The organism is Rhodococcus sp. NPDC077669 (assembly GCF_040686915.1).
Taxonomy (GTDB): domain Bacteria; phylum Actinomycetota; class Actinomycetes; order Mycobacteriales; family Mycobacteriaceae; genus Rhodococcoides; species Rhodococcoides fascians.
Genome location: NZ_JBFBMD010000002.1, coordinates 276,990 through 289,554 on the forward strand (window position 1 = coordinate 276,990; position 12,565 = coordinate 289,554).

The window sequence follows — 12,565 nt, forward strand, 5'->3', positions numbered from 1 at the left end:
GTCGGGTGGACGTCGGTGCGCGATCAGGCGTCGACTCCCGCCTCCGCCTGTGCCAGCTCACGCTTCCAGGCTCGGAAGGTTTCCTCGGTCCGCCCCCGACGCCAGTAACCCGAGATCGACGCCCACTCGGCCCCGACCCCACGTTCCTTGCGGATGTACGGACGGAGGTTGTGCATGACGGCCTGCGCCTCACCGTGGACGAACACCTGCGCCTGCCCGGGTAGCCATTCGGTGTTCTTGACGGCCTCGATCAGCGGTGCGTTGTCTCCCGCCCGGTCGTCGCCGATCTCGTTCGACGACGCGCCCCGGTGCACCCAGGTGACGTCGACGACTGCGAGAGTCTCCATGTAGATCTCGTCGTGACGATCGCCGACCTCGATGAACACCTTGGCAATGGCGTCATCTGGGAGGGCCTCGACCGCAGCCGAGATGGCCGGGATAGCCGATTCGTCGCCTGCGAACAGGTGCCAATCGGCATCGGGGCGAGGCGCGTATGCCCCCGACGGCCCGAAGAACGACATCTCGTCGCCCGGCTTCGCGCGTGTGGCCCACGGTCCGGCGACGCCCTCGTCGCCGTGCACCACGAAGTCGATGGCGATTTCCCGCGCGTCGGTGTCGACGGATCGAACGGTGTAGGTCCGCATGATCGGATCGTCCTCGGTGCCGAAGAACAGCTTGACGTACGCATCGGTCCGGTCGATAGCGTCGAACTCCTCGAAGCCTGGACCACCCAGATACACCCGGTGCATGTGCGGGGTCAGCGCTTCCGTGCGCACTACGGTCAACGTGGTTTTCTTACGCGGCACTACAGACCCCTCTTCGAGCGAACGACGCCGATGCTCACTGCACCGACTAAGCATTACCTAACACCCTACCTTCACTGGGCCTCGGTAGGGCCGTCACCTCAGCCGCGCACCACCCGGGCCCACCCGGTCTCGTCGTTGCTCACGAATCCGTCCATCTCCATCACCGGTAGCGCGGCACGGACCTTCGACAACGGAACCCCGGAACTCTCCGACAGTTCACGGGTGGACAACGCTCCCGTGGCCGGCAGCGCGTCGTAGATCAACAGTGCGGTCTCGGACAGCGCATCGATTTCCCGGAACAGATCGGGACGGGGTTCCTCCGGCGAGCCGAGCGCCCCGGCCTCGGCCACCACATCGTGCGAGCTCGACACCAGAACGGCCTCACCCTCACGAATCATGCGATGGCATCCCTTCGACGTCGGAGAGGTGACGGGCCCCGGCACCGCAAGAACGGGGCGGCCCAGTTTCGCCGCCCACGCCGCGGTGTTGCGCGCCCCGCTCCGCCATCCCGCCTCGACGACCACCACCGCCGATCCGAGTGCCGCCACCAACCGGTTGCGCGCCAGGAACCGGTGCTTGGCCGGAGTGGTGCCCGGCGCGTATTCACTGAGAACGACACCGCTCGAGGCGATCTGACGCAACAGGCGGGAGTGGCCCGCCGGATATGCCCGGTCGACGCCGCAGGCGAGCACAGCCATCGTCGTCCCCTCGACTCCGAGCGCCGCACGGTGCGCTGCCGCATCGATACCGAAAGCAGCTCCCGATACGACGGTCCAGCCGTCCAGCGCCAGATCGGCGGAGATCTCGGCAGTGACGTGGTCGCCGTACGGACTCGACGCTCGGGTTCCGACTATCGACACCGATCGTTCGGTGTCTGCTCCGACAGACCGGTTTCCCAACGCCCACAGTGCGATCGGCGGCGACGTGTCGACACCCGCGGTGAGGCCGGACCCATCGAAGCCGAGAAAACGCCACGCAGGCCACTCATCGTCGTCAGGGGTGATCAGCCGTCCACCGAGAGCGGCAATGTGGTCCAAATCTGCTGCTGCAGTGTCGACATGAGCCCGTGCTGCCAGTCGCTCACCCAAGTGTCCGGCGCGTACGGCTGCGGCGGTGACCTCGGGGCCGTGGGCAGCGGCGTGGTCCGTCACCGTGCGATGCGGACCCTGTGCCACCCGAGACAGATACGCCCACGCCAGCCGACGTGCGTCATAAGTCATGCCACTCCCCTGTCTCGAAAATCCAGTGCGGCACCGACCTCGTCTGCACCGGGCACGGTGCCGCCGGCGAGATCGTTCAGAGTCCACGCCACCCGTATCGCACGATCGGCGCCGCGCGCGGTCAGCGATCCGTTGCGCAATGCCCGCTCGATCGGTGCCAGCGTCGACCGAGCGAGCCGAAACCGTTGGCGCAGTGCTGGTCCGGGGACTTCCGCATTGGTCCTCCACCCGAACTCCAACCAACGATGAGCGGCAGCATCCCTCGCTCCCGTCACGCGGGCGCGAATATCGGCCGTTCCTTCTCCGACGTCGTCGACCAGCGCCCCGGTCGCGACTCCCATCATCTGAATTCGGAGATCGACCCGGTCGAGGAGCGGTCCGGACAGTTTTCCCAAGTACTTGCGGCGAGCAGTGGGCGCGCACACGCAGTCGGCCTGCCGCGCCGGCGCGCACGGACACGGATTGGCCGCCAGGACGAGTTGGAACCTCGCCGGGTACCGGGCCACCCCGTCTCGACGCGCAATCCGAATTTCACCGTCTTCGAGTGGGGTTCGCAACGCTTCGAGTACCCGGATGCTCATCTCGGCGCATTCGTCGAGAAACAGGACTCCGCGATGCGCGCGACTGACTGCGCCGGGCTTGGCCATTCCGGTGCCTCCTCCGACCAACGCACTCACCGACGTCGAATGGTGTGGGGCGATGAACGGCGGCGATGTGATCAGCGGCCGCGCACTCGTCAGCAGCCCCGCCACCGAATGGATCGCGGTCACCTCCAGCGCCTCGGATTCGGTGAGCGGCGGGAGTATCCCCGGAAGACGTTGCGCCAGCATCGTTTTCCCGATGCCCGGTGGCCCGGTCAACATGATGTGATGCGCACCGGCCGCAGCGACCTCCAACGCCCATCGGGCATCCGCCTGACCGGCAACGTCACTGAGATCCGGATAGCTCTCCTGATGCCAGTCGGTCGGGGTGGGCGATTCCAGCGCCTGCTCACCACGAAGCCACGCAACGACATCCGCCAGGCAATCGGCACCCAACACCTCGATACCGTCAACCAGACCCGCTTCTGGCAGACACCGACTCGGCACCACCACCCGCTGCCACCCCGCCGCCTTCACCGCGAGCACTCCGGGCAGTACCCCGCGGACCGCACGCAACCTGCCGTCCAGAGCCAACTCACCCAGAAACACTGTCTCCGACAGGCTTCCCCGCGGAATGGCCTTGGCGGCGTCGAGGACCGACAATGCCAACGCGAGGTCGTACACCGAGCCACCCTTGGGCAACGTCGCCGGAGACAACGCGAGAATCACTCGACTGTCCGGCCAGGTACCACCCGAATTCTTCACCGCGGCCTTGACCCGATCACGCGATTCGTTCAGCGCGGTATCGGGCAGTCCCACCAGATGGGTCCCCGGAAGACCCTGACCGATATCGGCTTCGATCTCCACCAACACTCCGTCGACGCCGTTGACCGCCACCGAATGGGCTCGCCCCAGGGGCATCAGAACGCCGCCCTGACGTGAGTGAGAACGGGGTCGTCACCGCGACCGATCACGATGGCGATCACGTCGAATCGGATGTGCACCCACGGCCCTCCGCGAAGCGAAAGCCACTGCAACGCCAATCCTCTGATCCGAGTCTGCTTGGTGTACGTCACCGCTTCCGCCGGCGTTCCGTAACCGATTCCCGAACGCGTTTTGACTTCGACGAACACCATCGTCTCGCCTTCGCGCGCAATGATGTCGAGCTCCCCCGAACGATGCCGCCAGTTCCGCTCGATCACCTCCAGGCCGATGTGCTCGAGATGGCGCGCTGCAAGTTCCTCACCGCGTGCCCCGAGTTCTTGATTGGTCGGCATGTCGAATTCCTCCACTCTGCGGCCGCACAGCACGGCCGGATCCGGTCGTCATGACGGTGACACGACCGAAAGGAGGTGATTCCGAGAAAGTGCAGGTGCCGCATTGCCCTGTGGACACGCGCAATCCTGTGGAGAGAACCGTCGAATCGCAGGGCCGAAACACCTGTTTTGTCGTACCTGTGTGCTTACCGGCGTTCACGCCCTGTCGATCGCCCGACAAATGGTTCGAACATGCAAAAGCTCCGTCCGGATTACCGCACGGACGGAGCTGAAGCACGGAATCGGTAATCGAATTCGATGACCGAACTACCGCTGACCGAAGACAGCGGGCATATCAAGGCTGGGAGGCGGTCAGTGCGCAGCCTCGTAGGCGGCCTGAACTTCCTGGCTGATCCGACCTCGGGCGCTGACCTCGTGGCCGTTCTCGCGAGCCCACGCTCTGATGTCCTGCAGATCGACCTTTCCTCGAGCCGGTGCAGGCGCGGCACCGGTCTTACGGGGGCGGCGACCGGAAATCTTCTCGGCGTGCTCGATCCAGAAAGCCAGCTGCTCGTGCAGTTCGTTCGCATGCTTGAGATTCAAGTCGATGCGGTACTGGTTTCCACCGATACCGAATTCGATCGACTCCCCCTGGCCTTCTTTGATTACCGAACCGTCGACATCGTCGATCATCTGGACAAGCGTCTTGCGTGCCATGTCGTACCTCTTACGCGTCTGGGAGAATGTGGTAATTCAAGTTCTACCACCGATTATCGGACCGAGGCAAAGACCCAACGATGTTCACATCGGCGTAGGGTCGAAAACATTCGGTACGAAAACGTGTGAATACCGGAAGCTATTTGCATCATTAAATCGAAACACTATGGGAGACAACAGAATTCGGCGTTCACATTTCGACGATTCTCCCGCGCTCGACGTAACACGGCAACGGGCCTCAGCCCGAAACAGCACACGCGGAATTATTCGGTCGGTTGTCCAGCTTTTCGCTGATCGGTGCGCTTCGGAACACTTCACACGGGGAATCCGCCGAGCGGAACCGTCCAGGTGCACCCGTCAGGCACCGGGCACACCTGCCGATCCGACCCGGAACCGACTATTCGGGGAGACGCAGATCAGGTTTGTCCAGCTCTTCGATGTTGACGTCCTTGAACGTGATCACCCGCACGTGCTTGACGAAACGAGCCGGTCGGTACATGTCCCATACCCACGAGTCCGACATCCGCAATTCGAAGTAGATCTCACCATCGGCATTGTGCGGAATGAGTTCGACGGAGTTCGCGAGATAGAAACGACGCTCGGTTTCGACGACATAGTTGAACTGTCCGACGATGTCCCGATACTCGCGGTACAGCGAGAGCTCCATCTCGGTTTCGTACTTTTCGAGATCTTCGGCACTCATCGGTCTCTTTCATCCTCCAGTCGGGCGTGAAATTCAATCATGGCGCACCGTCGTCGGTGCAGTCCATTCGCCCCAGTGCGTCGACCTCGCTACGCGAGCGACCGGCTGCCGCGGCAGCCACGTTGGCATAGGACATTCGATGCTCCCGGCTCGGGCCGAGCGTGGTCATCGCGGTCGAATGCGCACGTGTGCTGTACCCCTTGTGCACGGCGAATCCGTAACCGGGAATGTCGGTGTCCATCTGCACCATCAACCGGTCTCTGGACACCTTGGCCAGCACACTGGCCGCAGCGATGCAGGCAGCTGTGGCATCCCCTCCGATGACGGGTAGAGACGGCACCGGAAGTCCGGGAACCCGAAAGCCGTCGGTGAGGACATACCCGGGAGTGAGGCCCAGGCCCGCCACCGCGCGGCGCATTCCCTCGATGTTCGCCACGTGTACCCCGATGCGGTCGACCTCGGCCGCGTCGACGAACACCACACTCCACGCAAGTGCCAATTTCTTGATCCGGGGAAAGAGCTCCTCCCGGCGACGCTCGGTCAGCTTCTTGGAATCGTCGAGGTCCGCGAGGGCAGTGTGCGACCGAGAGCCCAGGATGCACGCCGCGACCGTCAACGGCCCCGCGCAGGCTCCCCTGCCTGCTTCGTCGACACCCGCAACCGGACCGAGCCCGTTGCGTTCGAGTGCCGATTCCATGGTCCGCAGCCCCGCCGCCCTCCTGATGATGGGACGAGGCGGCCACGACGAGCGGCTCAGAGATGCGCGCGCACGAGGCGCGGGACGAGGACGGGCCGTCATCGACCCTGAATGTCCGGCGAGTCCAGGAGGCCGGTTCGCGATGGCGGCAACGCGGTGGCCACGGCCTTACCTATCACGTTGTCCAGCGGAACGGTGCCGGTGAACTCGTCGGTGACGTGATACCGCGAGTCTCGCGAATTGCTGCGATTGTCGCCCATGACCCAGATGTTGCCCTCGGGCACCGTTACAGGGTCGAAGCACCGGCCCGACTTCAATTCGGTCTCGCACGTCATCGTGTCCGGAACGAACGGGAAATCCATCTGTATGTACGGCTCGTCCAACGGCTTCCCGTCCACGAGCACCCGTCCCTGAGCGTCACAGCACTCGACCGTCTGACCGCCGGTGGCAATGACGCGTTTGACCAGATCGTTCTCGTCCGGAGCGACGACTCCGATCAAAGAGCCCACTTCCTGGGCCCCGCGGATGACCGAATTGTCGGAGCGCTGCGAGACGAATTCGTCGTTCCAGGAATCGGGGCCGCGGAACACGACGATATCGCCGGGCTTCGGATCGCCGAATCGATAGCCGATCTTCTCCACGACGATGCGGTCCCCGGTGCAGCCGGCGCAGCCGTGCAGTGTCGGTTCCATCGATTCGGATGGGATGAGATAGACCCGGGCGACGAACGTCTGAAGCAGAAAACTCAGCACGAGAGCTACCAGAATGAGGATGGGAAGTTCACGCCAGAAGGACCGCTGCTTGCGATCCGCACGCTTGTTCCGGGGAGACTCGTCGTCGGGCTCGTTCGTCGAACCCTGTGGGGTCGGATCCTGTGGGGACTGCGTCACCTGGACAGGTTAGCCGGAACCGTCGCCCGCGGGCCGGTCGGTCCGCGCCTGCGGCGTTTTCACCGAGCATCGCTCGTACCGGTACGTCCGAAATGTCAGGGCGGTGGCTCCAACGCACCATGCCGCGTCACCGATGTTCGGTGACGCGGCATGGTTGCTGCTCGAAGCGGTCGATACGACCGGGTCAGCGCTTTTCTTTGATCTTGGCGGCCTTGCCACGCAGATCGCGGAGGTAGTACAGCTTCGCGCGACGAACGTCGCCGCGAGTGAGGACCTCGAACTGCGCGATGTTGGGGCTGTGCACCGGGAAAGTGCGCTCCACGCCGACGCCGAACGACACCTTACGAACGGTGAACGTCTCGCGGACGCCACCGCCCTGACGTCGAATCACGACGCCCTTGAAGATCTGAATACGCTCTTTCGAGCCTTCGATAACCTTGACGTGCACGTTCAGCGTGTCGCCGGGGCGGAAATCGGGGATGTCGCTACGCAGCGACTGATTGTCGAGAAAGTCCAGGGTGTTCATCGGTTGTGCCATCCTTGCGTTCTGCGCTTGAGCAGAGGAACCGAGCGGCTCGCCACCGGGGCGGCACAACTGGTTCGTACTCCGAGTGAGGTGTGTGCCTCGCGAGAGGCAACCCGCCTATTGTGCCAGACCGTCAGGCGTTCGAGGAAATCGCCCCGACCGAGGACTGGGCCACGGTTCCGGCCTGGGGTGCAGGCACGACGGTCCGCGCGAGCTCGTCCTCGGTGGCCTCGACCGCGTGAACAATGCTGGGCTTGCCCGCGATCGCATCCTGCAGGTAGATCTTGGCCCGTATCAACGGCCTGCGCCACTTCTTCTCTCGCCGCAGCGCACGCTCCATCTTCTTCGGTCTGCTCGTGTAGCGCCACCTCGCCCAGGGTGCACTCGGCCTGCTGAGTCGGACCGCGGCCAGAATGAGGATGGGCAGAACGAACAGCCCGATCAGCCCGGTCCAGATCTTGCCCTTGAGCAGCACGACGACGCACAGACTCAGGTTGAGCAGTGCCAGCACACCGAGTGTTCCGCGAACCCAGGGATCGGGATCGGCCCGGAAATCGGCGGGGCTGAGCAGCTCCAACGGGTGAAGTCCCAGTAGCAGGAACCCGGTGAAGGCGACGGCTGCGAATACCGCATCGACGGATGTTCGGCCCTGCTCGGACCAGTAGACGTCGCGGAGATAGAAGATGAGTGCAAATTCGTCGAGCACGAGGGCAGCACCGCTGCCGAAGATCGCCGCCAGCACGGCACCGATGGTCTGCGACCCGTCCACGTACACCGCGATGAGCCCGATCCCCGCCAACAGCATCAGCACGATTCCGAACACGACATGGTGAATGTGCTGGCCGCCAGGGGTGATGTTGCCAGGCCACCACTTCACATCCGCGCGAATCATTCTGACGCTCAGGCGAATCAGCAGAAATCCCACGAGTAGGCCGAGCAGGAAGCAGAGCAACGGAAGGCGGCCGTGCTCGACGACACCGTGCTCCAACCACCTCACGCGCTCCACATCCTTCCCGCCGCACGCCCGAAACAACGGCTATCGCCGAATCAGCCTATTCTCGTTCTTCGCCGCCGGGGTCGGCATCGACCGGGAAAGTCCGAGCGCTACTTCCCGAAGCCCGCTTTGCGCAACGCGTCGGCCATGGAACCTGCCGCAGGTGTCGCTGCGGGGCCACCGCCGCGTCGGTCGCGTTGCGGGCGGTTGCCCTGGCCGCCATTGCTCTGACGGCCGTTGCCCTTGCTCGAGGACGTACCGCGGGAGCGGTCACCCTGCTGCCCACGAGGTGCGTCCTTGCCACCGCTCGCACCGGGCTCGTCGTCCAACCGCAGACTCAGGCCGATGCGCTGACGTGGGATGTCGACCTCCATCACCTTGACCCGCACCACATCGCCGGATTTGACGACCTCACGCGGGTCCTTGACGAAGTTGTGCGACATCGCAGAGACGTGAACAAGTCCGTCCTGATGCACGCCGACGTCGACGAAAGCACCGAACGCCGCCACGTTGGTCACGACACCTTCGAGCGTCATCCCCGGCTTCAGGTCGGCGACCTTCTCGATACCGGCTGCGAAAGTAGCGGTCTTGAACTCCGGACGCGGGTCGCGTCCAGGCTTCTCCAGCTCGGAGATGATATCGGTGACGGTGGGCAACCCGAATCGTTCGTCGACGAATTCCGCGGGGTCGAGGCGGCGCAGGAGTGCGGTGTTGCCCACCACCTCGCGCACGCCCACGCCCGCCTTGCCGACGATGCGGCGCACGATGGGATAGGCCTCCGGGTGCACGCTGGAGCGGTCGAGTGGATCCTCTCCCCCGGAGATGCGCAGGAACCCGGCGCACTGCTCGAAAGCCTTGGGACCCAAGCGCGGTACGTCCTTGAGGGTGCTACGGCTGGAGAACGGACCGTTCTGGTCGCGGTGCGCCACGATGCTCTCGGCGAGCGAACCGGCGATACCGGAGACCCTCGACAGCAAGGGCACCGACGCTGTGTTGACGTCGACACCCACCGCGTTCACCGCATCCTCGACCACAGCCCCGAGAGAACGGGCGAGCAGAGTTTCGGAGATGTCGTGCTGGTACTGGCCGACACCGATGGACTTGGGGTCGATCTTGACCAGCTCGGCCAACGGATCCTGCAGCCTGCGAGCGATCGAGACCGCGCCGCGGATGGAGACGTCGAGTTCGGGCAGCTCACTCGAGGCGTACGCCGACGCCGAGTAGACCGAGGCACCCGCCTCGGACACCACCACCTTGGTCAAATTCGCCGCCGGGAATTTTGCAATCAATTCTGCTGCTAAAGAATCGGTTTCGCGTGAGGCCGTACCGTTTCCGATGGCGATGAGCTCCACCTTGTGCTTGGCCGCGAGCCCGGCGAGTGTGGCCACGGCCTGGTCCCACTTGCCCTGCGGCTTGTGGGGATAGATCGTGTCGTAGTCGACGACCTTGCCGGTGGCGTCGACGATCGCCACCTTGGTTCCGGTGCGAAAGCCGGGGTCGAGTCCCATCGTGGTGCGGTTTCCGGCGGGTGCAGCCAACAGGAGGTCTTTGAGGTTGCTCGCGAACACGTCCACGGCGTCCTTCTCGGCCGACTGGCGCAGTCTCATGCGCGTATCGAGTGAGACGGTGACCAGCATCTTGGTGCGCCATGCCCAGCGAACGGTATCGAGCAGCCACTTGTCGGCCGGGCGGCCGCGATCTGCGATTCCGAACTTGGTGGCGATACGCCCCTCGTAGACACTGGGCACACCGGGAGTCGGCTCGTCCCGCTCGGGTTCGAACCCGAGGGACAGAATCTCTTCCTTCTCACCGCGTAGCGTCGCGAGGATGCGATGCGAGGGCAGGCTCGTGAACGGTTCGGAGAACTCGAAGTAGTCCGAGAATTTCGCGCCTTCCTCCTCTTTTCCCTTGCGCACGGTGGCGACCAGCTTGCCGGAGGTCCACATCAGTTCACGCAGCTCACCCACCAGGTCGGCATCCTCGGCGAAACGCTCGACGAGAATTGCTCGTGCCCCGTCGAGCTGCTCCTGATCGAACTGCGCCGGGTCGGTGGACGGATCGGTGAACAGGGCGTCTGCGACGGGTTCGTGGCCGGCCTCCCGCGCAATCTGTGCCTTCGTCCGGCGCTTGGGCTTGAACGGCAGGTAGATGTCCTCGACGCGGGCCTTGGTCTCGGCCAGCATCAGCGACTGTTCGAGCGCGTCGTCGAGTTTGCCCTGCGAACGAATCGATTCGATGACGGCATCTCGCCGCTCGTCGAGTTCTCGGAGGTATCGAAGTCGCTCGTCGAGTTGGCGCAATTGCGCGTCGTCGAGTGTGCCGGTGACCTCCTTGCGGTAGCGCGCGATGAACGGGACCGTGGACCCGCCGTCGAGGAGTTCTACAGCGGCACGAACCTGTTCTTCGCGAACATCGAGTTCTTCGGCTATGCGCTTGTTCACAGATTTCAGAGCAGTGGTCACGGCGATGGACCCTACCGCTAGTGTGGGACAGGTCGGTCAGCGGTTCTATGTGCGGGAGAGTTCTGTAGATGGTCAGGGGGGCTCGGTTACTGACCGCCACCTGCGCCGCACTGTTGGTCCTGAGCGCGTGCTCCGTACCGCCCGATGATCAGGCCGGCGATCCCGGTGGCAGGGATTCGGCCGAGACATCGGCATCACCGTTCCCGGATATCCAGAAGGTCGACGGCGTGGCCTTGGAAGCGCGTATTCCGATGGCGGTGGAATCGGCGCAAGCCCGAGGTGCCGATGTGAACTTCGCGTTGCTGGATCGAGAGACCGGTTCCTACTACAGCAGCGATGCCGACGAGCCGATCGAAACGGCGTCGGTCTCCAAGCTCTTCATTGCCGACGAGGTGATGTTCGAGGCGCAGTCGCAGAACCGCCCCGTCTCCGCCGACGAGCTGGCCACGATGACCAGCATGCTCGAGTTCTCCGACGACAATGCCGCATACACGCTCTGGTATCGATACGGTTCGTCCGAGATCGTCCGCGCAGTCGCGGCGCGATATGCCCTGAGGAACACCGACGCTCCCGGCGACGACCAGTGGTACAACACGGAAACGACTCCCAGTGACCTGGTCGGCTACTACGCCGGGCTGCTGAACGGCAGCGGCGGCCTGACCACCGCGTCGACCGACATCATCATCGGAATGCTGCGACGCTCGGCCCCCGTAGCTGCCGACGGCTACAAGCAACACTTCGGGATCGTCGACGGCTTACCTGGCGAGACCGTGCATGCAGTCAAGCAGGGCTGGATGTGCTGCGTGTCCGATCGGTGGGTCCATCTGTCGACGGGAACCATCGGCGCGGACAATCGCTACGTACTGGCCCTGTCGTCCCGTGAAGACATCTTCTACGCCGACGACATGGAAAGTTACCCGGACACGGCCGTCGTCGACGTGAGCGACGACGCCAGCGCACTGCACGGACGGGACACCCTGACCGGCTTCGTGTCGATGTTGTTCCCCGACGGCAGAATCAGCTGAAAACGTCAGTCCGTCAGTAGATCCGGGCGTCGGTCCGCTGTTCTGCGCAGAGATTGTTCTCGACGCCAGGCGGCGATCTTCGCGTGGTCGCCGGACAACAGAATCTCGGGGACGTCGAGTTCTCGCCATCGGGCCGGCCGGGTGTAACTCGGACCTTCCAGCAGCCCATCGGAGAACGAATCCTCTTGGTGCGACTGCTGATTGCCGAGTACGCCCGGCATCAATCTGACGACGGCCTCGGCCATGACCAGTACTGCCGCCTCGCCGCCGATGAGAACGTAGTCTCCGATGCTGACTTCCTCGACCCGAACGCGGCGTGCGGCGTCGTCGAACACGCGTTGATCGATGCCTTCGTAGCGACCGCACGCGAACACGAGATGCTGTTCGGTGGACCATCTTTCGGCCGTACGTTGTGTGAACGGCACCCCTGCGGGAGTGGGGACGACGAGGAGCGACTCCTCGGTCAGCACGTGGTCCAGTGCGTCACCCCAGACGGTCGGCTTCATGACCATTCCCGGCCCGCCGCCGTACGGGGAATCGTCGACGGCCTTGTGCACGTCGTGGGTCCAGGAGCGCAGGTCGTGAACGTCCACCGATACCAGCCCGCGATCGATCGCCTTACCGAGCAGAGCAGTACGCAGTGGGGTGAGGTATTCCGGGAAGATGGTGACGACGTCGAGGCGCACGA

Annotated in this window: 13 protein-coding genes; 1 reads left to right on the forward strand and 12 read right to left on the reverse strand. The window is 64.0% G+C overall.

Translation table 11 applies throughout. The annotated features are described in order from the left end of the window. Positions 1 to 23: 23 nt before the first annotated feature. From AB0P23_RS03835 to AB0P23_RS03885, 11 genes are all read right to left on the reverse strand, one after another. Positions 24 to 806 (reverse strand): siderophore-interacting protein, encoded by a 783-nt coding sequence (locus AB0P23_RS03835; protein ID WP_283541513.1) that lies wholly within the window; start codon positions 804 to 806, stop codon positions 24 to 26. A gap of 98 nt (positions 807 to 904) precedes the next feature. Then, a complete protein-coding gene (gene dprA / locus AB0P23_RS03840; RefSeq protein ID WP_283541514.1) occupies positions 905 to 2,026 on the reverse strand; it encodes a DNA-processing protein DprA in 1,122 nt (373 codons plus the stop codon). Next, a complete protein-coding gene (locus AB0P23_RS03845) occupies positions 2,023 to 3,528 on the reverse strand; it encodes a YifB family Mg chelatase-like AAA ATPase (protein WP_032391538.1) in 1,506 nt (501 codons plus the stop codon). The genes dprA and AB0P23_RS03845 overlap by 4 nt, the downstream gene beginning before the upstream one ends. Next, positions 3,528 to 3,884, reverse strand: coding sequence for a YraN family protein (locus tag AB0P23_RS03850; protein ID WP_206497923.1), 357 nt, complete (start codon positions 3,882 to 3,884; stop codon positions 3,528 to 3,530). Before AB0P23_RS03850 ends, AB0P23_RS03845 begins: the two co-directional genes overlap by 1 nt. A 351-nt stretch (positions 3,885 to 4,235) precedes the next feature. Continuing rightward, the gene (locus AB0P23_RS03855; RefSeq protein ID WP_027496695.1) at positions 4,236 to 4,580 is read right to left on the reverse strand and encodes an Lsr2 family protein; all 345 of its coding nucleotides are present in this window, start codon (positions 4,578 to 4,580) and stop codon (positions 4,236 to 4,238) included. A 397-nt stretch (positions 4,581 to 4,977) separates the two neighbouring features. After that, a complete protein-coding gene (locus tag AB0P23_RS03860) occupies positions 4,978 to 5,283 on the reverse strand; it encodes a DUF2469 domain-containing protein (protein WP_008717288.1) in 306 nt (101 codons plus the stop codon). Between the two features lie 37 nt (positions 5,284 to 5,320). Then, on the reverse strand, positions 5,321 to 6,082 hold the full coding sequence (locus tag AB0P23_RS03865; protein WP_080729283.1) for a ribonuclease HII: 762 nt from the start codon (positions 6,080 to 6,082) through the stop codon (positions 5,321 to 5,323). After that, positions 6,079 to 6,870, reverse strand: a complete 792-nt coding sequence (gene lepB, locus AB0P23_RS03870) for a signal peptidase I (protein WP_027496693.1) — start codon at positions 6,868 to 6,870, stop codon at positions 6,079 to 6,081. The genes AB0P23_RS03865 and lepB overlap by 4 nt, the downstream gene beginning before the upstream one ends. Positions 6,871 to 7,054: 184 nt before the next feature. Further along, positions 7,055 to 7,396 carry a 50S ribosomal protein L19 gene (gene rplS, locus AB0P23_RS03875; RefSeq protein WP_027496692.1) on the reverse strand — a complete coding sequence of 114 codons (342 nt, stop codon included), beginning with the start codon at positions 7,394 to 7,396 and terminating at the stop codon, positions 7,055 to 7,057. Between the two features lie 133 nt (positions 7,397 to 7,529). Then, positions 7,530 to 8,384 (reverse strand): hypothetical protein, encoded by an 855-nt coding sequence (locus AB0P23_RS03880; RefSeq protein ID WP_032366591.1) that lies wholly within the window; start codon positions 8,382 to 8,384, stop codon positions 7,530 to 7,532. 116 nt (positions 8,385 to 8,500) lie between these two features. Continuing rightward, complete coding sequence (locus AB0P23_RS03885; RefSeq protein WP_032400568.1) at positions 8,501 to 10,852, reverse strand: Tex family protein; 2,352 nt, start codon at positions 10,850 to 10,852, stop codon at positions 8,501 to 8,503. A gap of 68 nt (positions 10,853 to 10,920) precedes the next feature. On the opposite strand from AB0P23_RS03885, the gene AB0P23_RS03890 reads away from it, so the two are divergent. Further along, on the forward strand, positions 10,921 to 11,877 hold the full coding sequence (locus AB0P23_RS03890) for a serine hydrolase (protein WP_052061548.1): 957 nt from the start codon (positions 10,921 to 10,923) through the stop codon (positions 11,875 to 11,877). A 5-nt stretch (positions 11,878 to 11,882) separates the two neighbouring features. Here AB0P23_RS03890 and trmD read toward each other — a convergent pair whose 3' ends face one another. Further along, entirely contained in the window at positions 11,883 to 12,563 is a 681-nt protein-coding gene (gene trmD, locus AB0P23_RS03895; RefSeq protein ID WP_032366400.1) for a tRNA (guanosine(37)-N1)-methyltransferase TrmD, read from the reverse strand. Positions 12,564 to 12,565 lie beyond the last annotated feature (2 nt).